19 protein-coding genes are annotated in these 21,803 nt (G+C 61.3%); 10 read left to right on the forward strand and 9 right to left on the reverse strand.

Annotated elements, in window-relative coordinates:
- Window positions 1–170: 170 nt before the first annotated feature.
- Complete coding sequence (gene sstT, locus K6T12_RS10260; protein ID WP_222222109.1) at window positions 171–1,418, forward strand: serine/threonine transporter SstT; 1,248 nt, start codon at window positions 171–173, stop codon at window positions 1,416–1,418.
- A gap of 164 nt (window positions 1,419–1,582) precedes the next feature.
- Here sstT and K6T12_RS10265 read toward each other — a convergent pair whose 3' ends face one another.
- Complete coding sequence (locus K6T12_RS10265; protein WP_255611654.1) at window positions 1,583–2,041, reverse strand: REP-associated tyrosine transposase; 459 nt, start codon at window positions 2,039–2,041, stop codon at window positions 1,583–1,585.
- A gap of 175 nt (window positions 2,042–2,216) precedes the next feature.
- Entirely contained in the window at window positions 2,217–4,265 is a 2,049-nt protein-coding gene (gene metG / locus K6T12_RS10270) for a methionine--tRNA ligase (protein ID WP_222222111.1), read from the reverse strand.
- Window positions 4,266–4,484: 219 nt separating this feature from the next.
- Here metG and trmA point away from each other — a divergent pair, with 219 nt between their 5' ends.
- Window positions 4,485–5,576, forward strand: coding sequence for a tRNA (uridine(54)-C5)-methyltransferase TrmA (gene trmA, locus K6T12_RS10275; RefSeq protein ID WP_222222113.1), 1,092 nt, complete (start codon window positions 4,485–4,487; stop codon window positions 5,574–5,576).
- 512 nt (window positions 5,577–6,088) lie between these two features.
- Here trmA and K6T12_RS10280 read toward each other — a convergent pair.
- Window positions 6,089–7,177, reverse strand: coding sequence for an NAD(P)H-dependent flavin oxidoreductase (locus K6T12_RS10280; RefSeq protein ID WP_222222115.1), 1,089 nt, complete (start codon window positions 7,175–7,177; stop codon window positions 6,089–6,091).
- Between the two features lie 116 nt (window positions 7,178–7,293).
- On the opposite strand from K6T12_RS10280, the gene K6T12_RS10285 reads away from it, so the two are divergent.
- Complete coding sequence (locus K6T12_RS10285) at window positions 7,294–8,160, forward strand: LysR family transcriptional regulator (protein ID WP_222222117.1); 867 nt, start codon at window positions 7,294–7,296, stop codon at window positions 8,158–8,160.
- Here K6T12_RS10285 and K6T12_RS10290 read toward each other — a convergent pair.
- A complete protein-coding gene (locus K6T12_RS10290) occupies window positions 8,157–8,660 on the reverse strand; it encodes a M48 metallopeptidase family protein (protein ID WP_222222119.1) in 504 nt (167 codons plus the stop codon). The two genes, K6T12_RS10285 and K6T12_RS10290, sit on opposite strands and share 4 nt — an antisense overlap.
- 217 nt (window positions 8,661–8,877) lie before the next feature.
- Between K6T12_RS10290 and trhO the strand changes: the two genes are divergently transcribed.
- A complete protein-coding gene (gene trhO / locus K6T12_RS10295) occupies window positions 8,878–9,864 on the forward strand; it encodes an oxygen-dependent tRNA uridine(34) hydroxylase TrhO (protein WP_222222121.1) in 987 nt (328 codons plus the stop codon).
- Between the two features lie 63 nt (window positions 9,865–9,927).
- On the opposite strand, the gene K6T12_RS10300 is transcribed toward trhO, so the two are convergent.
- On the reverse strand, window positions 9,928–10,230 hold the full coding sequence (locus tag K6T12_RS10300) for an antibiotic biosynthesis monooxygenase family protein (protein ID WP_222222123.1): 303 nt from the start codon (window positions 10,228–10,230) through the stop codon (window positions 9,928–9,930).
- 268 nt (window positions 10,231–10,498) lie between these two features.
- On the opposite strand from K6T12_RS10300, the gene K6T12_RS10305 reads away from it, so the two are divergent.
- The gene (locus K6T12_RS10305) at window positions 10,499–11,029 is read left to right on the forward strand and encodes a DUF4389 domain-containing protein (RefSeq protein ID WP_222222125.1); all 531 of its coding nucleotides are present in this window, start codon (window positions 10,499–10,501) and stop codon (window positions 11,027–11,029) included.
- Between the two features lie 114 nt (window positions 11,030–11,143).
- Here K6T12_RS10305 and K6T12_RS10310 read toward each other — a convergent pair whose 3' ends face one another.
- Window positions 11,144–12,892, reverse strand: a complete 1,749-nt coding sequence (locus tag K6T12_RS10310; protein WP_315853591.1) for an ABC transporter transmembrane domain-containing protein — start codon at window positions 12,890–12,892, stop codon at window positions 11,144–11,146.
- A gap of 309 nt (window positions 12,893–13,201) precedes the next feature.
- On the opposite strand from K6T12_RS10310, the gene K6T12_RS10315 reads away from it, so the two are divergent.
- From K6T12_RS10315 to K6T12_RS10325, 3 genes are read left to right on the forward strand one after another with little or no spacing between them, the layout of a single operon-like run.
- Entirely contained in the window at window positions 13,202–14,992 is a 1,791-nt protein-coding gene (locus tag K6T12_RS10315; protein ID WP_255611655.1) for an ABC transporter ATP-binding protein, read from the forward strand.
- A 12-nt stretch (window positions 14,993–15,004) separates the two neighbouring features.
- On the forward strand, window positions 15,005–16,120 hold the full coding sequence (locus K6T12_RS10320; protein ID WP_222222129.1) for a phospholipase D-like domain-containing protein: 1,116 nt from the start codon (window positions 15,005–15,007) through the stop codon (window positions 16,118–16,120).
- A 15-nt stretch (window positions 16,121–16,135) separates the two neighbouring features.
- Complete coding sequence (locus tag K6T12_RS10325; RefSeq protein WP_222222131.1) at window positions 16,136–16,612, forward strand: outer membrane lipoprotein; 477 nt, start codon at window positions 16,136–16,138, stop codon at window positions 16,610–16,612.
- A gap of 272 nt (window positions 16,613–16,884) precedes the next feature.
- Here the strand turns inward: K6T12_RS10325 and K6T12_RS10330 are convergent, their stop codons facing one another.
- From K6T12_RS10330 to K6T12_RS10340, 3 genes are read right to left on the reverse strand one after another with little or no spacing between them, the layout of a single operon-like run.
- Entirely contained in the window at window positions 16,885–17,757 is an 873-nt protein-coding gene (locus K6T12_RS10330; RefSeq protein WP_222222148.1) for an ABC transporter ATP-binding protein, read from the reverse strand.
- Between the two features lie 26 nt (window positions 17,758–17,783).
- Entirely contained in the window at window positions 17,784–18,767 is a 984-nt protein-coding gene (locus K6T12_RS10335) for an ABC transporter permease (RefSeq protein ID WP_222222133.1), read from the reverse strand.
- Window positions 18,768–18,822: 55 nt separating this feature from the next.
- The gene (locus K6T12_RS10340; RefSeq protein ID WP_222222134.1) at window positions 18,823–20,199 is read right to left on the reverse strand and encodes a CmpA/NrtA family ABC transporter substrate-binding protein; all 1,377 of its coding nucleotides are present in this window, start codon (window positions 20,197–20,199) and stop codon (window positions 18,823–18,825) included.
- A gap of 618 nt (window positions 20,200–20,817) precedes the next feature.
- On the opposite strand from K6T12_RS10340, the gene K6T12_RS10345 reads away from it, so the two are divergent.
- Together K6T12_RS10345 and K6T12_RS10350 are read left to right on the forward strand one after the other, a co-directional pair.
- Window positions 20,818–21,447 (forward strand): RNA polymerase factor sigma-70, encoded by a 630-nt coding sequence (locus K6T12_RS10345; RefSeq protein ID WP_222222136.1) that lies wholly within the window; start codon window positions 20,818–20,820, stop codon window positions 21,445–21,447.
- Complete coding sequence (locus K6T12_RS10350) at window positions 21,444–21,650, forward strand: zf-HC2 domain-containing protein (protein WP_222222138.1); 207 nt, start codon at window positions 21,444–21,446, stop codon at window positions 21,648–21,650. Before K6T12_RS10345 ends, K6T12_RS10350 begins: the two co-directional genes overlap by 4 nt.
- Window positions 21,651–21,803 lie beyond the last annotated feature (153 nt).

The following is a 21,803-nucleotide window of genomic DNA, read 5'->3' on the forward strand; positions in this document are numbered from 1 at the left end:
TGGGTGCGAAATAAAATATCGTTTTATTGCTTCTAAATTGAAGAATCTGCTGATATCTACCGCAATCTGCAAGCAATGTCTTTTTTCTTGAGCGAACCTTCTGCGACTAATGTATGATGCGCGCCGCTGATGGGGATAACCCATAAAAAGAATACATGTTTGGAGTTGTTATGAATCAGTCTCAATCGTTGCTTGCTCGACTGGCTAAGGGGAGCCTGGTCAAGCAGATCATGTTGGGCATTGCGGTCGGTATTGTTATGGCGTTGACCGCACCGGAAGTGGCCAAAGGATTGTCGATCCTGGGTGACTTTTTTGTCAGTGCCCTGAAGGCGGTCGCGCCGGTTCTGGTGTTCGTCCTGGTGATGTCGGCGATCGCCAACCAGCAAAATAACGGGGCCAGCCGGATGCGGCCGATCATTATCCTGTATCTGATCGGTACCTTCAGCGCCGCACTGGTGGCCGTGCTGCTGAGCTTCATGTTCCCGTCCACGTTGACCCTGGTGACTACCGAAGTCAGCACCACGCCGCCGGAAGGGATTGCCGAAGTACTGCGTACCCTGCTGTTCAAGGTGGTCGACAACCCGGTCAATGCGTTGCTCAACGGCAACTACATCGGCATCCTGGCCTGGGCGCTGGGGCTGGGCGTGGCACTGCGTCACGCCAGCGACAGCAGCAAGGCGCTGGTGTCCGATCTGTCCCATGGCGTATCGTTGCTGGTCAAGGCGGTGATCCGACTGGCGCCGCTCGGTATCTGCGGCCTGGTCGCAAACACCGTGGCCCAGACCGGCCTGGAAGCGCTGTTGGGTTACAGCCACCTGCTGGCGGTACTGCTGGGTGCGATGGCGATCGTGGCGCTGGTGGTCAACCCGCTGATCGTCTTCCTGAAAACCCGTCAGAACCCCTATCCGCTGGTGTTTACCTGCCTGCGCGAGAGTGGCGTGACCGCGTTCTTCACCCGCAGCTCGGCGGCCAACATTCCGGTCAACATGAACCTGTGCGACAAGTTGGGCCTGCATGAGGATACCTATTCGGTGTCTATCCCGCTGGGCGCCACCATCAACATGGCCGGCGCGGCGATCACCATCACCGTACTGACTCTGGCGGCGGTCAACACCCTGGGCATCGAAGTGGATATCTCCACCGCGCTGCTGCTCAGCCTGATCGCGTCCGTTTCCGCCTGCGGCGCCTCCGGCGTGGCCGGCGGCTCGCTGCTGCTGATCCCGATGGCCTGCAGCCTGTTCGGCATCTCCAACGATGTGGCGATGCAGGTGGTAGCGGTCGGATTCATCATCGGGGTGGTGCAGGATTCCGCCGAGACCGGCCTGAACAGCTCCACCGACGTGCTGTTCACCGCGGCGGTCGATATGGCCAACCCGGTGGCTGAACGCGAAGCGGTGGGTGAGCGTACCACGGCTTAAGCTCACGCTGGCTGAGCACGAAGAACCGCTGTCCGCAAGGGCAGCGGTTTTTTTTGTATCTTTTTTGAATATGGACGACCGACAGTTAGGGGCGCGGTAAAAGCCCTTTCACAGGGTGAGCATCTTGTAGGAGGGGCTTCAGCTGCGACCGATTTACCGGCCTCTCACAACCATTTGGCATCCCACAATGAATACTCCGCCACCGAACTGACCAGCCCGGCACGTAGAGGGTTTGCGACCAGATAACGGGCAGCATGCAGACAATCCGCTTCGGAACGCATAGCCCGATCATAAAAACCATCCTGCCAGAGCGGCCCCTCACGTCGAAGAACCTGATTGATCTGGCGCGCACTGCTACCTTTCACGTTATGGACCAATTTGGACAGCGACATACCCATTCTAAGCTGCACCAGCCAGTGCAGATGATCAGGCATCACCACGAATGCCCAGGTATCCGCTCGATGTTGCTGACGACGCAGAGTATCAACCAGCAACCGCCCGATAAAAAAGTGCTGGAAAACCGGCTCCCGGTGTCGGGTACAGGTGGTAACCAGATACACCTGCTCAGGCAACGAAATACGGCCTCGCCGCAACGCCCGGCCATGCGCGTTTAGATTGCTCATCGTCTCAACCTCCCTGTTGATTCGATGAGCTTAACAGGGCAACAGGTCGCGGCTGAAGCCCCTCCTACAAATTGGTGTTCAGTCGCGGCCTTCGGCAATCAAAAAATACAAAAAAGCCCGCGATGCTGGATGCAGCGCGGGCGTTTTCAGAAGCTGATAGCTTGCAGCTGTGAACTTACTTGATCCGCATGCCCGGCTGGGCGCCTTCGTGCGGTTCCAGGATCCACAGGTCTTCGCCACCCGGGCCGGCGGCCAGCACCATCCCTTCGGACATGCCGAACTTCATCTTGCGCGGCGCCAGGTTGGCGACCATCACCGTCAGCTTGCCTTCCAGATCTTCCGGGCTGTAGGCGGACTTGATGCCGGCGAACACGTTGCGGGTTTCGCCACCCAGGTCCAGCGTCAGCTGCAGCAATTTCTTGGCGCCTTCGACATGCTCGGCCTTGGCAATCCGGGCCACCCGCAGGTCGACCTTGACGAAATCGTCGAAGCTGATGGTCTCGGCGATCGGCTCGTCGGCCAGCGGGTTGCTCTCGGCCTTGGCAGCCGGAGCGGTCGGCGCAGCGGCGGCCGCGGCTGCCAGGCTCTGCTTGCTGTCTTCGATCATCGCGTTGACCTTGTCTTCCTCGACCCGCTGCATCAGCGGCTTGAACTTGTTTATCTGGTGGTTCAGCAGCGGCTGCTCGAGCGCATGCCAGGCGAAGCCGTCCACGTTCAGGAACGCGGCTGCATCTTCGGCGACCTGCGGCAGTACCGGTGCCAGGTAGGAGACGATCACTCGGAACAGGTTGATCCCCAGGGTGCAGCAATCCTGCACCTCCTGCTCCTTGCCCTCCTGCTTGGCCAGCACCCAGGGCTCGGCGGCGTCGATGTACTGGTTGGCCTTGTCGGCGATCGCCATGATCTCACGCATCGCCTTGGAGTATTCGCGCTTCTCGTAGGCCTCGGCGATCGCTTCGCCGGCCTTGACCGCTTCGGTGTACAGTTCCGGCTTGACCAGCTCGGCGCCCAACTGGCCGTCGAACTTCTTCTTGATAAAGCCGGCGCAGCGGGAGGCGATATTGACCACCTTGTTGACCAGATCGGCATTGACCCGCATACGGAAATCTTCCAGGTTCAGGTCGATATCGTCGATGCCGGAACCCAGCTTGGCGGCGAAGTAGTAGCGCAGGTACTCCGGCCGCAGGTGCTTCAGGTAGGTCTCCGCCATGATGAAGGTGCCGCGCGACTTGGACATCTTCTGGCCGTCGACGGTCAGGAAGCCGTGGCAGAAAACGCCGTTCGGCTTGCGCAGGCCGGCGCCTTCCAGCATCGCCGGCCAGAACAGGGTGTGGAAGTAGGCGATATCCTTGCCGATGAAGTGGTACAGCTCGGTTTCGCTGGCTTCGTTCCAGTACTCGTCGAAATCGACGCCCTGCTTGTCGCACCAGTTCTTGAAGCTGGCCATGTAGCCGATCGGCGCGTCCAGCCAGACGTAGAAGTATTTGCCCGGCGCGTCCGGAATCTCGAAGCCCCAGTAAGGCGCGTCACGGGAGATATCCCAGTTCTGCAGGCCGGACTCGAACCACTCGTTCAATTTGTGGATCATCTGCTCCTGGACGTGCTGGTCGACCCAGCCGCGCAGGAACTGCTCGAAATCGCCCAGCTTGAAGAAGTAGTGCTCGGACTCCTTCTCGATCGGCTTGGCGCCGGAGATCGCCGAGTAGGCGTGACGCAGCTGGGTCGGGCTGTAGGTGGCGCCGCACTTCTCGCAGGAGTCGCCGTACTGGTCGGCCGCGCCGCACTTCGGACACTCGCCCTTGACGAAGCGGTCCGGCAGGAACATCTCTTTTTCCGGGTCGTAGGCCTGGGTGATGGTCTTGCGGGCGATATGGCCAGCGTCGCGCAGCCGGGTGTAGATCATCGAGGCGAAGCCGCGGTTCTCCTCCGAATGGGTGGAGTAGTAGTTGTCGAAGCCCACCATGAAGCCGGCGAAGTCGCGCTGGTGTTCCTGGCTGACCTGCTCGATCAGCTGCTGCGGCGTGATACCCATCTGGTCGGCCTTCAGCATGATCGGCGTGCCGTGCGCGTCGTCGGCGCAGACGTAGGTGCAGTCGTGGCCGCGCTGTTTCTGGAACCGAACCCAGATATCGGTCTGGATATATTCCACCAGGTGGCCCAGATGGATCGGGCCGTTGGCGTAGGGCAGGGCGCTGGTAACGAGGATCTTACGCTTGTCGGTCATCGTCGGATGGCTTCTATCACTGAGAGAATTTGGAAATGAATCGCGCATTTTACGCCTTTTTCAAGCGCTTATGAACGGGCTTGGCTGCTTGCAGCGGCGCTTGCCTACATTTTACCCGGAGACGCTGGTAGAATCGCGCGCTTGCTTGCTACAAGCCTCGACCAAACCTCTTACCCGATTTATCAATTTTATTAGAGATAACGCTGGAGCTGACCGCCGATGGGCCTGCCGAACGTGCAACCGGAACACTACGACGCGCAACTGCGCGACAAGCTCGACTGGGTGAAAACGGAGTTCGCCGAATTCAACCTGCCGCAGATCGAGGTGTTCGAATCCGAGCGCGAGCACTACCGGTTGCGGGCGGAGTTCCGGGTCTGGCACGACGGCGACGACCTCTACTACGTGATGTTCGACGGCGACAAGCACACCCCGGTGCGGATCGACAGCTGCCCGATGGTGTCGGAGCGGATCCACCAGATGATGTTCAAATTGCTGGACGTGATCCGGCCGAACGAGATCCTGCGCCGCCGGCTGTTCCAGATCGACTTCCTCAGCACCCTGTCCGGCGAACTGACCGTCAGTCTGCTGTACCACCGCCCGATCGGCGAGGAGTGGGCCGAGGAGGCGCGCAAATTGCGCGGCATGTTCGATATCGACATCATCGGCCGGGCCCGCAAGACCAAGATCCTGCTGGACCGCGACTTTGTCATCGAGACCCTGAACATCAACGGCAAGGAATTCCAGATCAAGCAGGTGGAGAACAGCTTCAGCCAGCCGAACGGCAAGGTCTGCGAGCAGATGATCCAGTGGGGACTGGATGCCACCAAAGAGGCCGGCGGCGACCTGGTCGAGTATTACTGCGGCGCCGGCACCTTCACGCTGCCGCTGGCGCAGAATTTCCGCCGGGTGGTGGCCACCGAGCTGGCCAAGGTGTCGGTGCATGCCGCCAAGGACAACATCGCGCTGAACGGCATCGACAACGTCGACGTGGTGCGGATCAGCGCCGAGGATTTCTCCCAGGTACTGCAGGGCAAATTGCAGACCCGCCGGGTCAACGGCCTGGCGCTGGAGGAGTGCGACTTCACCACCGTGCTGGTCGACCCGCCGCGTGCCGGTTTGGACGACGACACCGTGCAGCAGGTGCTGCAGTACGACAATATCCTCTACATCTCCTGCAATCCGGAAACCCTGAAGAGCAACCTGCAGGCGATCTGCCAGAGTCACCAGGTGGAGCGGTTCGCGCTGTTCGATCAGTTCCCGTACACCCACCATATGGAGTGCGGTGTGTTTCTGACCCGAAAGCCGAGCTGAAAGAAGGTCAGGAAGCTGACAGGTCACAGCTGACAGTTCACAGCAAGAGCCCGCGTTTCGTTTGAAACCGCGGGCTTTTTTGATTTTGAACAGATGTATGTCGCTCACCAGCGTACGGGGTCGCACGTTTGGTAGCAGCCCGCTCTGCGGGCGACAGAAATTTGCTTCCTCGGGAAACCGCTGCCTTGAGGTAGTCGCGAGAAGGTGTCTATGCAGTCGGTGCCGCATGGTAGCGCCCTGAGACAGGTCGCCCGCGGAGCGGGTTGCTACGGCAGGGCCCTGTAGGGCGCCACCTGGGGCGCCACCGCCGCAGGCGGTTGAAAATGCCTGTCGGCGTTTGGCCGGCCAGGCCTACCCGGCCGGGTCCGGCCCTACATGGCGTGCTGAAGAACCAGCAGGACCTCCAACCACAAGGGCTGTAAAAGGCTGTTGTGGCCGGAATCGAGAGATGGTTTCTACGATGTTGTGCTTGAAGCTTTCCGCTTATCGCTCCCTACCAATAGCTCCCAAAATCACTGCAATTGCTTCAACCAGGCCAGCGCCACCGCGCTCTCTTCGACCAGTTTGTCCATCAACTGAGCGGCAGCGAGTGCGCGTGACATTCGCAGCCCCTGACCGGCCCAGAGCGACAGGTACTGGGCTTCGCCCGCCTTGGCGGCGGCGCCGCGCATCGGCCGGGTCAGCTCGTTCTGGTAGGGGAACGGCAGGATCGCCTCGGGCGTGGCGTTCAGACGCTCCATCACCCGGTTGCGGATACCACGCGCGCTACGGCCGGAGAAAGCGCGGGTGATCGCGGTGTCGGCTTCGTCGGCGTCGAGGATCGCCTGTTTGTAGACGTCAGGGATGCCCGCTTCACGGCAGCTCAGAAAGGCGGTGCCGAGCTGGGCCGCATCGGCGCCCAGCGCCAATGCGGCGGTGATGCCGCGGCCATCCATGATGCCGCCGGCGGCGATCACCGGCAGCCGCACCGCATCGACCACCTGCGGCACCAGTGCCAGGGTGCCGATCAGCGGCACTTCGCCTGAAGAACTCTCGCTACCGGCAAAGCTGGCGCGGTGGCCGCCGGCCTCGCTGCCCTGGGCGACGATCGCATCGACCCCCGATTCCTCCAGCGCCCGCGCTTCGGCCACCGTGCTGGCATTGCCGATCAGCAGCATGCCGCGCGCCCGGGCCGCCGCCACCGCCTGCGGCGGCAGCAATCCGAAGGTGAAGCTCAGGGCTCGGGCGCCGCTCTCCAGTGCCGCTTCCAGCTGATGATCGAAGTCCAGTCCTGCACTTACCGTCAGCGCTGGCGTCGGCAGGCCCAGTTCTTCGAACCAGGGGGCCAGTGCGTCCAGCGCCGGCTGCGGGTCGGCCGGCGGCGCCTGTTTAGGTTCCGGCACGAACAGGTTGATGCCGAACGGTTTGTCGGTCAGCTGCCGGATACGGGCACAGTCGGCTTCGATCTGGTCGGCACTCTGGTAGGCGGCGCCGGTAAAGCCGATTCCCCCGGCTTCGCTGACTGCGGCGACCAACTCCGGCCGGTCGGCACCGCCGGCCATCGGTGCCTTGATGATGGGCTGCTCGATCTGCAACAGCTGGCAGAGGCGGTTGGGGTACATCGGCATCACTCCTTGCATTCAATCTCTGGCAATGGCATCGATCATATGTCGACTTTCTGTTTTTGTTTAATGAATTAAAATGATCTGAAAGTTCTTGTTAGGAGAATGATGTTGCCATGGACTTTGCCAGTTTGCAGATCTTCAAGGCGGTGGTCGATGAGGGCGGGGTGCAGGCGGCGGCCCGAAAACTGCACCGGGTGCAGTCCAATATCACCACCCGCATCAAGCAGCTGGAGGCGTCGCTCGGCGTCCCGCTGTTTGACCGTCAGGGACGGCGGCTGGTTCTGACGCCGGCCGGTGAACTGCTGCTCGGTTATGCCGAACAGATTTTGCAGCTCGGTGACGAGGCGCGTCAGGCGGTAGCCGACGACCGGCCCTGTGGCACCCTGCGGATCGGTACGCTGGAGAGCCTGGCGGCCGGCCGTTTGCCGCCGCTGCTAAGCGCTTACCATCAGCGCCACCCCGACGTCAGCGTGGCGTTGACCACCGGCACCACTGATGCGTTGGTGGCGCAGGTGCGTGACCGTACGCTGGAGGCGGCTTTTGTCGCTGACTGCCAGGCGATGGCTGGCCTGCCAAAGCTGCGGGCCTGGCGGGAACAGCTGGTGCTGGTGTTACCCCGCTCGCAAGCGGAGCAGCCATTGGCACAGTTGCCGGTTGATACGGTGGTCGGTTTCAGCGAAGGCTGCGAATACCGCCGGCGGCTGCTCAGCCTGCTGCAGTTGCATGACCGCCAGCCGCGCCGGGTGCTGGAACTCGGCTCCTACCATGCGATGCTGGCCTGCGTGGCTTCGGGCAGCGGCTTGGCACTGGTACCACGCTCGGTGTTGCAAACGGTCAACCTGGCCGATGCGGTGGCGATACGCTCGCTGGACGAACCTTTGGCCGAGGTGGACACCTGGCTGATCTGGCGCTCGGCTCATTGCAGCGGGGCTTTGCGCGCGTTGCAACAACAGCTGGCCGAGTTCGCCGAAGGAGGCTAATAGATCGGACCGTTCAGCTCCAGCTGGGTCAGATAAAGGCGCAACTCCAGTTCCAACTGGTGGTAGTCCGGCTCCATATGACAGCACAGCTGGTAGAACGCCTTGTTATGCTCCTTCTCTTTGAAGTGCGCCAACTCATGCACCAGGATCATCCGCAGGAAAGCTTCCGGCGCGGAGCGGAACAGGGTGGCGACGCGGATCTCGTTGCTGGATTTCAGCCGGCCGCCCTGCACCCGGCTGACATAGCTGTGGGTGCCGAGCGCGTTGCGGATCACATGCAATTTGTTGTCCCAGCAGACTTTGTTGAGCGGCGGTGTCTTGCGAAGGTAGCGGTTCTTCAGTGCCATCGCGTATTCGTACAGCGCTTTCTCGCTACGCAGCTGGTGCGGCTGCGGGTGCCGCTGCAGCAGCCAGTCGCCGAGCCGGTCTTGCTCGACCAGTTCGAGTGCCTGTTGCTGGATCTGTGCCGGATAGGCGCTGAGGTACTGGAGTCGGGACATTTTCGCGTTGGCTGGCTTGCTGACGGTGGCGACATTCTAAGTTGTACTACGTTTTGGGTACAGCGGTTGGCACGCCGGAGCAAGCTGCTGTTCTGATCAAAAAACACACAATGTTTGTCGGTCTTAATCCGGCCCGATGACCCGTATAATCCGCCGCCTTTCCGATTGACCAAACAAATAGCTCCGGATTTACGCTCCGGCCCGCTGAGGATTGAAGATGTCTACTGTTGTTGTCTGCGCGCTCTACAAATTTGTCACCCTGGAAAACTACCGCGAGCTGCGTGAGCCGCTGAAGGCGGTGATGGAAGCCAACGGCGTGCGCGGTACGTTGCTGCTGGCGAACGAGGGGATCAACGGTACCGTGGCCGGTAGCCGTGCCGGTATCGACGCCCTGCTGGCCTGGCTGAAAAGTGACAGCCGGCTGGCGGACCTCTCCTACAAGGAGTCGTTCGACGAGCAGAACCCGTTCTACCGCACCAAGGTGAAATTGAAGAAAGAGATCGTCACCATGGGGGTGGAGGGGGTCGATCCGAACCAGGTGGTTGGCACCTACGTGCAGCCGAAAGACTGGAACGCGCTGATCTCCGATCCGGAGGTGCTGTTGGTCGACACCCGTAACGACTATGAGGTGCAGGTCGGTACCTTCAAAGGGGCGATCAACCCGCAGACCGAGACCTTCCGCGAGTTCCCTCAATACGTCGAGCAGCAGCTGGACCCGGCCAAGCACAAGAAAGTGGCGATGTTCTGTACCGGTGGTATCCGTTGCGAGAAATCGACCGCCTACCTGAAGGAGCAGGGCTTCGACGAGGTGTTCCACCTGGAGGGCGGTATCCTGAAGTATCTGGAAGAGGTGCCGCAGCAGGAGTCGCTCTGGCAGGGTGAGTGCTTCGTGTTCGACAACCGGATCACCGTCGACCATCAGCTGGAGAAGGGCAGCTACGATCAGTGCCACGCTTGCCGTCTGCCGATTACCGAGCAGGACAAGCAGAGCGACAAGTACCAGCGGGGCGTCAGTTGCCCGCACTGTTTCGATAAGCAGAGCGCGGCGCAGCGCCAGCGCTTCGAGCAGCGCCAGAAACAGATGGAACTGGCCCGTCAGCGTGGCGAGGCCCATATCGGTGCCGATGCGATCGACACCATCGCCCGCCGGCGCGAGCAGAAGGAGCAGCAGCGCAAGGCACAGCAGGAAATACAGCAGGGCTGATCGTGTCGATCGGCTCGCCTGAGCCGGCGCTGACTGCCGGCTCGGGTGACCGTCTATTGGCGGTCAGAGCACCTGGTTGAAGCCTTCGAACTGGGGCGGGCCGAGGTAGATATCCTTGGCCGGTTTGGCGTTGGCGTGTGCCTTGCGGAAGGCTTCCGATTTTGTCCAGTTGACGAAGGCCTGCTCCGATTCCCAGATGCTATGGGAGGCGAACAGGGTGTATTCGTCGGTGGACGGCCCCTGGAGCAGCTGGAAGCTTTTGAAGCCGGGCACTTCGTCGAGGTAGGTGTCACGGTTCTTCCAGATCTCGATGAAATCCTGCTCTTTGCCGGGCGCAATGCGAAAACGGTTCATGGCGACGTACATGGTCGTTCCTTCCAAAAGTGATGAGTATTCAATGTGTTGTAGTGGGCTACCTTAGCCTGCGCATGGCGCCTTCGCCAGATATCCGGCGGTGTTTGAGCTGCGGACCGCTCGGCTTCGGCAACACAGCCTCAAACTGCTCGCCAAGGTTATATCAGTTCACCAAGCCGAGATGAACGCAGCCGAGCGATTCCCCACCCCCACATCCGGTAGACAGCGTCTACACTCACTGCAGCAGTTACAGCCGGAGATAGAGCTATAGGGAGGCGATATGGGCAATGGGCTGAAGCATAACCTGAGTCGCGGGGCGACTTGGTGGCGGGCGCTGTACATGGTGCTGTTTGCAATCTTCTACTCGGTGGCGGAAGTGGTGCTCGCCGTGGTGGTGATCTTCCAGTTTCTGACGGTATTGATTCGGGGCCGCCGCAACGAACGGCTGCAGACCTTTGGACAGAGTCTGAGCAGTTATATCTACCAGGTGCTGCGCTTTCTGACGTTCAACAGTGAGCGACACCCCTATCCATTCAGCGACTGGCCGGTCGGCCAGCCGGTACCGGAGGAGGAGCCTCAGCCGGCCGAACCGGAAACACGGCAGACGCCGGAGCCGTCGGCATCGACGGCTTCGGCCGAGGTATCGGAGCCCGAGCAGCCGTTTGAACCGGCCTGGGCGCCGGAGCCACCGGAATCGGCCGAGAAGCCGTCTAATCCGGAATCGCCGGAAAAAACGGATGAAGCCGAAAAACCGGAAAAAACCGAAGAATCAGCAAAACCGGAAAAACCGGACGAGAAAGCACCGGGTTAATGGGGCAAGTCAGGGATTGCGATCTCCTCGCTGCCTTCTGTTTGATGCTGGTAACTGGTAACTGGTAACTGGTAACTGGTAACTGGTAACTGGTAACTGGTAACTGGTAACTCGTTATTCCTGAAACTGCAACTCCGCCAGACGGCGGTAGAGGGCGCAGTTCTGGATCAGTTCCGCGTGGCGGCCGCTGGCGATCAGTCGGCCCTGGTCCAGCACCAGAATCCGGTCGACATTGAGGATGGTGGCCAGCCGGTGGGCGATGATCAGCGTGGTGCGGTTGCGCATCAAGGCGGCAAGCGCCTGCTTGATCTGATACTCGCTCTCGGCATCCAGCGCGCTGGTCGCTTCGTCCAGCAGCAGGATCTGCGGGTCCTTCAGGATGGCGCGGGCGATGGCGATCCGCTGCTGCTGGCCGCCGGACAACCGCACCCCCTGTTCGCCGAGGAAGCTGTCGTAGCCATCCGGCAACTGCTGGATAAAGCCGTGCGCGTGGGCCGCCCGGGCGGCGGCGATCACCTCGGCATCGTTGGCATCGGGCCGGCCGTAACGGATGTTGTGCCAGACATCGCTGGTAAACAGCGTCGGCTGCTGTGGCACCAGCGCCATCTGGCGGCGCAATGCTTGCGGTTCGAAGTCGCGCAGATCTATCCCGCCGAGCAGTATCCGGCCCGCCTGCGGGTCGTAGAAGCGCTGCAACAGTTCGAAGATCGTCGACTTGCCGGCGCCGGACGGACCGACCAGCGCCAGGCTCTGGCCGGCGGATATCTGGAGCGACAGGTTGCGGACGGCCGGTTGCTCAGGCCTTGAGGGATAGCAGAAGCTGACATCGGCAAAATGCAGCTCGGCTCCCACCGGGACGTTACGCAACCCGCCAGCAGGTGGGGCATTGATCAGGCTCGGCTCAGCCAGCAACTCCTGTAGCCGTTCGGCGGCGCCGGCGGCCCGCTGCAGATCGCCGAACACCTCCGACAGGGTGGCGACCGCACCGGCCATCAACACTGCGTAGAACAGGAATGCGGCCAGTTCGCCGGCGCTTAAGGTGCCGGCCAGCACGTCCCGGCCGCCGACCCAGAGCATTCCGGTGATAGCGCCGAATGCCAACAGGATTACCGCGGCGATCAGCAGGGCCCGCTGCCAGACCCGCAGTCGGCCAACCGCAAACGCCTGTTCCACCTGGCCACCGAAGGCGCGGCTCTCCTCCGCCTCGCGGGTATAACTCTGTACCGTCTTGATCTGGTGGATGATCTCGCCGGCGTAGCTGCCGACACTGGCGACACTGTCCTGGCTCTTGCGCGACAGCGCCCGCACCCGGCGGCCGTAGATCAGTATCGGCAGCAAAATCAGCGGCGTGGCCAGCAGGATGATCAGCGTCAGCTTGATATTGGTGACCAGCAGCATCACCAGGGTACCGGCCAGCATCAGCGCGCTGCGCAAGGCCATCGAGAAGGAGGAGCCGATAATGGTCTGCAGCAGGGTGGTGTCGGTGGTCAGCCGCGACATGAGTTCGCCGCCCAGGTTGGTTTCAAAGTAGCTGGGATGCAGGGTCAGCAGGTGGTCGAACAGTGCCTGACGGATATCGGCGCAGACCCGCTCGCCCAGCCAGGAAACCAGGTAGAAACGGCTGAAGGTGCCCAGCGCCACCAGACTGGTCAGCAGCAAAATCAGCAGGATGGCCTGGTCCAGCTCGCTACGGATGCCGGCCAGGAAGCCGGCGTCGATCAGCAGACGCACGCCCTGGCCGATCGCCAGGGTCGCCAGCGCGGTCAGCACCAATGCCGCCAGGGCGCCGGCCAGCCGCAGCCGGTAGGGGCGTACGAAGCGCCACAGCAGCTGCAGGGTGCTACTGTATTTCTGGTCAAGCACGGCCACTGGTCAGCGCCCCAGGATCGATTGATATGCGCATCTGAACAGGCGTCAGATCAATTGAGTTCATATTAGAGCTATAGCCTGCTTTTGTGCCCGGGGCCTGTCGGCCGTCGGCAATCAGGTCGGTTTCGGTGCTCCGGGGAGCCGCTCGGAGGCAAGTGAACTGTGCGTAACAAGCCACCTTTGCTGCGTTAGGCCGGTATCGCCCTTATTATTAAGACTATTGAGAGAGGCCGCAGCCCTTCATCGGCACGGCGGCGTTTCAGGTAGTAACGGTATCCGGCCGTCGGCACAGGGAACAGAACATTGGCAGAGCAGATCAAGCAGTACGATTGGCGCTATATCAAACAGGTGGCACTGGAGCATAAGCGGGAGCTGGTGCTGGCCAATATCATCGCGCTGCTGGCGACCCTGGCGTCGGTGCCACTGCCGCTGCTGATGCCGCTGCTGGTTGACGAGGTGCTGCTGGATCAGCCCGGGGTGGTGGTGGCGACCCTGAACCCCTGGTTTCCCGAAACTTGGCACGGACCGGTGCTCTATATAGGTGCGTTGCTGGCGGTGACGGTTGTGCTGCGGATCGCCGCACTGGTGCTGAACGTCTGGCAGAGCCGCCAGTTCACCACCATCTCCAAGGACATCATCTATCGCATCCGCAGCGGTCTGCTCGGCCGGCTGCAGCGGATCTCGATGGCCGAGTACGAAACCCTCGGCAGCGGGGCGGTAGCGGCCCATTTCGTTACCGACCTGGATACCGTCGACCGCTTCGTCGGCTCGTCGGTGTCGCGCTTGTTGATCGCGATATTGTCGATCGTCGGCACCGCGGTGATCCTGCTGTGGATGCACTGGCAACTGGCGCTGTTCATCCTGTTTCTCAACCCGCTGGTGATCTATGTCACCTTCCGCATCGGCAAGCAGGTCAAGCAGCTCAAGAAGCGGGAGAACAAAGCTTACGAGGTGTTCCAGAACGCGCTGACCGAAAGCCTCGACGCGATTCACCAGATCCGTGCCGCCAACCGCGAACGCCACTACCTGAGTCGGCTGGTGGACGATGCGCGCAATGTGCGTGACCACTCGGTGGCGTTCGAGTGGAGGAGCGACGCCGCCGGGCGCTTCAGTTTCATGGTATTCCTGGTTGGCTTCGACCTGTTCCGGGCGATCTCGATGCTGATGGTGGTGTTCTCCGACCTCAGCATCGGCCAGATGATGGCGGTGTTCGGCTACCTCTGGTTCATGATGGCGCCGGTGCAGGAGGTGCTTAATATCCAGTACGCCTTCTTCGGCGCCAAGGCGGCGCTGGGCCGGATCAACCGGCTGCTGGAGTTGAACGAGGAACCACATTACCCGCATCTGGAGAATCCGTTCGCCGATGGCCGCACGGTATCGATCCGGCTGGAGGAGCTGCACTTCGGCTACATCGAGGGCCAGGACGTGCTGAAGGGGATCGACCTGCAGATCGATGCGGGCCAGAAGATCGCCCTGGTCGGCGCCAGCGGCGGTGGCAAATCGACCCTGGTGCAGGTGTTGCTGGGGCTCTATCCGGCGCGCCAGGGGCGGGTGCTGTTCAATGGCGTACCGGTCGAACGGATCGGCCTGGATGTGGTGCGTGAGCACGTTGCAACAGTTTTGCAGCAACCGGCATTGTTTAATGGCACCATCCGCAGCAACCTGACGATGGGGCGCGATTTTTCCGACAGCCAGCTATGGCAAGCGTTGGCGGTGGCCCAGCTGGACGATTTCGTGCGTGCGCAGGAGGACCAGCTGGAGACGCTGGTCGGTCGCCAGGGTATTCGTTTGTCCGGTGGTCAGCGCCAGCGGTTGGCGATCGCCCGAATGGTGCTGGCCGACCCGAAGGTGGTGATACTCGACGAGGCGACCTCGGCGCTGGACACCGAAACCGAGTTCGCCCTGCATCAGGCGCTGCAGCAGTTCCTGCGCGGTCGCACCACCATTATCGTGGCGCACCGGCTCAGCGCGGTGAAGCAGGCGGACCATGTCTACGTATTCGAAGACGGCCAGATCTGCGAGCAGGGCCAGCACGACGAACTGATCAGCCGCAACGGGCTCTATTCGCGGCTGTACGGACAACTTCAACACTGACGAACGGAAGCTATGCGAACGCGTTATCCATGGCGACAGGGCAACCGGATCGAGCTGCTGGTCGATGGCGAGCGGTTCTTTCCCGATATGCTGCAGGCCTTGCAAAGTGCCCGCCACAGCGTGCTGCTGGAGTTCTATCTGCTGGCCAGCGGCGATATCGCCGGCCGTTTCATCGACGCCATGCAGGAAGCGGCCAGCCGTGGCGTGATGGTCAAGTTCCTGATCGACGGCTTCGGCGGCCTGAAACTGTCGAACGGCGACCGTAGCCGGTTGCAGCGGGCCGGCGTCGAACTGGTGGTCTACAACCCGCTGCACTGGAACAAGCTGACCCGCAACTTCGCCCGTGATCATCGCAAACTGATGGTGGTCGACCAGCAGATCGCCTACATCGGCGGCACCGGCCTGAGCGACGTCTACTGGCGGGCCGAGCAGCGCGGCTGCCCCTGGCATGAGGTGATGGCGCGCGTCGAGGGGCCGGTGGTGCAGGATCTGATCGGCATGTACAACGACCTCTGGCAGCGCTGTACCGCCCGCCAGCTGCCGCCCGGCGCCGACAGCCAGCCGGTGGGCAATTCTCTGATGCGGGTCACCACGGTGCAGGGGATGTACCAGCAGCAGATCAAGGTCAGCTTCCTGAGCCGGGTCAACCACTCGCGCCAGCGGGTCTGGATGATGACCGCCTACTTTCTGCCGTCGTTCTCGATGCGCTTCGCATTGCGCCGCGCCGCACGGCGGGGGGTGGATGTGCGGCTGATCATCGCCGGACCCTATACCGACCAGCCCTGGGTGTTTCATGCCTCCAAGCGCTACTACCGGCGGCTGCTGAAGGCCGGGGTGAGAATCTTCGAGTATCAGCCGCGTTTCCTGCATGCCAAGATGGCGGTGGTGGACGAATGGGCCACGTTGGGTTCCTGCAACCTCGATCACTGGAATTTGCGTTGGAATCTGGAGGCCAATATCGAGGTCAAACAATCAGAGTTCGTAAATCAGGCGGCCCAGCTGTTGCGCCAGGATATGCAGCAGTGCCAGGAGGTGACCTACGAGGCCTGGGCCCGGCGCCCCTGGCACCGCAAGGTGCGCGAGCTGCTTTGGTCCTGGATCAGCCAACTGGTGCTGAAGATACGTTGACGAGCGAGGTGCGAGATGAACAACAAAATGACAGCGATATTGGCGTCCGCGCTGCTCGGGCTGACCGTCGCCGGCTGCGCCGGTCCCAACCTGAGTGGCGAGAGCTATTCCCGCCACGAGGTACGGCGGGTGCAGACGGTGGATTACGGCATCGTCGAATCCGCCCGGCTGGTGGTGATCGAAGGCCGTCATGACGGCGTGGTCGGCACCGGCGCCGGCGCGGTGATCGGCGGTATCGCCGGCCATCAGGTCGGCGGCGGCAGCGGCCAGGATATCATGACCGTGGTCGGTGCCGTGGCCGGTGGCGTTGCCGGTCAGCGGATCGAGCAGGGGATGACCCGCAAGCAGGGCCAGGAGATCACCGTGCGGCTGGAGACCGGTCAGCTGATCTCGGTGGTACAGGAGGTCGACAAATCTGGCCCGGTACTGCAGCCCGGCGACCGGGTGCGGGTGCTGAATCAGCGTGGTGCGACCCGGATCGTGCGCTATTGAGGCACTGACGGAGCCGTAAGCGGTCAGCTTCAAGCGGCAGCGGTTTGTCGAGTCGGCGAGTCAGGCACCCTGCAGGTCGTCTGTCGGCCCGGCCGGCGTTCTAACCGCCTGCGGCGGTGACGCCCCGGGTGGCGCCCGACAGGGCCCTGCCGTAGCAGCCCGCTCTGCGGGCGACCGGAGCTCTGGTATGGCTCCTACTACCTGTCGCGGCTGAACCTGCCCGGCCGGAGCCCCTCCTGCAAAAAGCGTGATCTTAAGGTAAAACGGGCCGGCTAACCGCTGGCCCGTTTTGCCGCAGGCGCGCTTTCCTCAGACTCGGCTGCGGCCGTACTCTGCTTCTCGCGGTGCTGCTGGAAATCCTCCACCTTGCGCTGTTTCTCATAGAGGAAGCTGAGCACCGCCTGGCGGTACCTGTTGTATTTGGCATCGTCGGCCAGGGCGATCCGGTCGCGCGGCCGCGGCAGGTCGACGTGCAAAATTTCGCCGACGGTGGCGGCCGGGCCGTTGGTCATCATCACGATCCGGTCGGACAGCAGCACCGCCTCGTCGACATCGTGGGTGATCATGATCACGGTGTTGTTGAGCCGGGCCTGGATCTCCATCAGCGAGTCCTGCAGGTGGGCGCGGGTGAGCGCATCGAGCGCGCCGAACGGCTCGTCCATCAGCAAGACCTTGGGCTGCATCGCCAGCGCCCGGGCGATACCGACCCGCTGCTTCATGCCGCCGGAGATCTCGTCCGGCCGCTTGTGCAGTGCGTGGCTCATATGCACCAGTTCCAGATTGTGCTCGATCCACGCCTTCATCTCGGCTTTCGACTTGCGGCCCTTGAACACCTGCTTGACCGCCAGTTCGACATTCTCGTAGGCGCTCAGCCAGGGCAGCAGCGAGTGGTTCTGGAACACCACCGCCCGTTCCGGGCCCGGCTGGGTGACCTCCCTGCCATCCAGCAGGCAACCGCCGCGCGTGGCCTGGTAGAGGCCGGCGACGATATTCAGCACGGTCGATTTACCGCAGCCGGAGTGGCCGATCAGCGAGACGAACTCGCCCTGGTCGATCTTCAGGTTGACGTTCTGCAGGGCCTTGAAGGGGCCTTTCGGCGTCGGGAATTCGATATCCACGCCGCTCAGTTCCAGGTGGGCTTTCATCATCGGATACCTCCAGTGGCGTTGGTTTAGCGAAGGGTGGCACTCTTGTCCCAGGACAGGGTGCGTTGCAGCAGCAGCATGATCCGGTCCAGCAGGAAGCCGATCAGGCCGATCACCAGTACCGCCACCATGATCCGGCCCAGCGAGTTGGAGCTGCCGTTCTGGAACTCGTCCCAGACGAACTTGCCGAGGCCCGGGTTCTGCGCCAGCATCTCGGCGGCGATCAATACCATCCAGGCGATGCCGAGCGATAGCCGCAGGCCGGTGAACACCATCGGCACCGAGGCCGGCAGCACGATCTTGACCACGTGGGTCAGCCAGGGCAGGCGCAGCACCTGGGAGACGTTCTGCAGATCCTTGCTGATGCCGGAGACGCCCACCGCGGTGTTGATCAGCGTCGGCCACAGGCAGCACAGCGATACCGTGACCAGCGAGGTGATAAAGGATTTGGCGAACAGCGGGTCGTCGCTGACGTACAGCGCACTGACCAGCATGGTCACCAGCGGCAGCCAGGCCAGCGGCGAGACCGGTTTGAACAGCTGGATCAGTGGGTTGGCGGCGGCGTAGAGGTCGCCGTTCAGGCCGACCAGGATGCCCAGCGGGATGGCGATCAGCGAGGCCATGACGAAGCCGGCCAGTACCGTCACCAGGCTAGTGCCGATCTGGTCGAAGAAGGTCGGTTTGCCGGTGTATGGCCGAATCTTGACCTCCGCGTGCGGGTCCGCGGCCAGCTTGTTAGCATTGCGCTTCTCCTGGCGTTCGTAGAAGGCGACCTCCTTGGTGCGTTCGCGCTGATGCTCGGCGATCAGGTTCCGGGCCTGCTCGACCACCTGTACCGGGCCGGGAAACTGGCCCAGCGAGGTGTTGATATTCTGGGCGCCGACATGCCAGACGAACAGGAACATCAGCAGGCCGATCAGCGGCAGCAGGGCGCGCTTGAGCCCCTGCTGGAGAGCCTGCAGCGGCGACTCGGGCCAGTACAGCGTCAGTTTGGCGCGGATTGCATTCATGGTGTGTACCTCCGTGGTGGCGGGCCGCCGGGCCCGCCGCGATCTCGTTCAATCCTTAAAGCTTCTGCTCGCCTTTCAGGCCGATGGCGAACTTGTTCAGATAGGCATTGGGCTGCTTGCCGTTATAGGTAATGCCGTCGATAAAGTGGGTCTGCGGTGGGCGGAAGCCATCTTCCTTGGCGAAATTCGGGAACTCGGCCGCCGACATCTTGCCGTCGGCGATCAGCGCCTCGGCCGCCTGGCGGTAGATATCCGGGCGGTACACCTGCTTGGCGATATCCATGTACCAGCTGTCCGGCTTCTGTTCCGAAATCTGGCCCCAGCGGCGCATCTGGGTCAGGTACCAGATCGCGTCGGAGTAGTAGGGGTAGGTGGCGTGGTAGCGGAAAAACACGTTGAAATCCGGTACCTCGCGCTTGTCGCCCTTTTCATATTCGAAGGTGCCGGTCATCGAGTTGGCGATCACCTCGGCATCGGCGCCGACATATTCGGAGCGGGACAGGATCTCCACCGCCTCCGGCCGGTTGCCGTTGTCGTTGTCATCCAGCCACTTGGCGGCACGGATCATCGCCTTGACCACCCGGATATGGGTGTTGGGGTACTTGTCGGCCCACGCCTTGGAGACGCCGAATACCTTCTCCGGGTTGTCCTTCCAGATCTCGTAGTCGGTCACCACCGGCACGCCGATCCCCTTGAACACCGCCTGCTGGTTCCAGGGTTCGCCAACGCAGTAGCCGTAGATGGTGCCGGCTTCCAAGGTGGCCGGCATCTGCGGCGGTGGGGTTACCGACAGCAGCGCGTCGGCGTCGATCTGGCCGGAGGTGTCACCCTTGTGCGGCGCGTAGTAGCCGGGGTGGATACCGCCGGCCGCCAGCCAGTAGCGCAGTTCGTAGTTGTGGGTGGAGACCGGGAATACCATCCCCATATTGAACGGCTTGCCTTCGGCCTTGAAGGATTCGACCACCGGCTTCAGCGCGTCGGCCTTGATCGGGTGCACCGGCTTGCCGTCCGGTCCCTTGGCGATATGTTGCTTCATCTGCTGCCAGACCGAGTTGGATACGGTGATGCCGTTGCCGTTCAGGTCCATGCTGAAGGCGGTGATCACGTCGGCCTTGGTGCCGAAGCCGATGGTGGCGCCCAGCGGCTGGCCGGCCAGCATATGGGCGCCGTCCAGTTCACCGTCGATCACCCGGTCCAGCAGTACCTTCCAGTTGGCCTGCGCTTCCAGCTGCACATAGAGCCCCTCGTCCTCGAAGAAGCCTTTCTCGTAGGCGATCGCCAGCGGCGCCATATCGGTCAGTTTGATAAAGCCGAACTTGAGGTCCTCTTTCTCCGGCTCGCCAATGGCCGCCTGGACGGCGGTGGTCAGGGTTGCGCTGGTAATCAGTGCAGCCAGCAGGGTCTTGCGCAGAAATGTACTCTTGCGGGTCATCGGCTCTATCTCCCTCGCTAAGCGAAAAAAAAAAAAGCGCTGATCACCCGCGACCGTGGTCGCGGAGATCAGGCGCCTTTGCCTGAAATTGTGTTAGGCATACAGGATATGCGTGTCTTTCCAGCTGCCTCCATCACCGTTGATGGACAGCAATGACACTATTGCAGTAGCCGTGCCATGTTTTGATTGCCCTTGTAAAACAGTAAGTTAGCCATTATCGATGACTGGTTTCCCCATTTTGTCAGTTTTGTATCGGGAAGTTTGCGGTGCACAAAACTGTGCCGGTGATTAGATTCGGTGCTTTTTTGTGCGGCGCAGAAATTGTGGGGGCAGCGATCTCTATCGTCCGGCCGTTCAACGAACGGCTCTACGCCAGCAGGTGAGTGAAGCCGTGGGGCCGCGTTTGGTATTTTCTGCCCCCTGAATTTATCCGTTCATTAAGAGAGGGGCAGAAAACTGTCAGCTTGCTGTAAGAAATGACGCAGTGGCTCGACTAACAACCGACGCTTCCCGTTTAAGCGGAGATTTCCCGGCAGCAACTTTTTCTGATCCACCTGATCCCGTATTCTGTGGCGAGTTATAGTGCTACCAAGAATCAGCTGCAACGGGATGGTGTTGATGAGAGAGCGGAGTGAAGAGCTTCAGCGGGAACAGGGCGAGGATGCGTCCGCCCTGGTAGATCCGGTATTCCTGAAGGAACTGCGCAGCCAGATGCTGAAGTTCGCGGTGCTGCAGTTACAGGATGAACAGCAGGCGGAGGATGCCGTTCAGGAGGCGTTGGTGGGGGCGTTGAAAAATGCCCGCTCCTTCGGTCGTCGCTCGGCATTGAAGACCTGGGTATTCGCCATTCTTAAAAATAAGATAACGGATAGCCTGCGCCATAAGCATAAATTGGTCAGTGCCGGTGATCTGGTGCCGGAGCGGGACGACGACAAAGACCCAATGGAGATGCTGTTCAACCAAACAGGGCATTGGCATGCCGATGAGCGTCCGGCCAAATGGCAGCACCCGGACAATGAGCTGGAGAACCAACACTTTTGGCGTACCTTCGAAACCTGCTTGAATAACCTGCCGGAGAAGCAGTCACGCTTTTTTATGATGCGGGAGTTTCTTGAGCTGGAAACCGGAGAGATCTGTGAAAATGAGGGGATCACTGTCAGTAACCTGCATGTGATTCTTTACCGGGCCCGATTGCGACTTCGGGAGTGTCTGGAAAACCGCTGGTTTCTAGAAGAGGGAAGATCATGATGAACTGTAAACAGGCGACAAAACTGATGTCGGATGCGCAGGAACGACCGTTGACGCCTAAAGAACGGATCGCCCTGCGAATGCACGTCATGCTCTGTTCCGGTTGCCGCAACTTTGGCAAGCAGATGCACAGCCTGCGGGATATGGCGCGACAGTTTGCCAAGGGGCGGGAACAGGACGATTCGACCGGTTCGAAATCTTAGCGGGAAGGGCGGACAAAGCCCGAAAACAAAGAGACTGTAGATAAAACTGTGTAACTGCCTATCATGGAGCCAGCAATGGCTAAGGATAGGCAGTATGGACAAGAAGCAACTGGAGGCCTTCGCTCGCGAAGCCGCAAAATCCATCAAAACCGA

It is taken from the genome of Marinobacterium arenosum, assembly GCF_019795155.1.
GTDB classification, from domain to species: domain Bacteria; phylum Pseudomonadota; class Gammaproteobacteria; order Pseudomonadales; family Balneatricaceae; genus Marinobacterium_C; species Marinobacterium_C arenosum.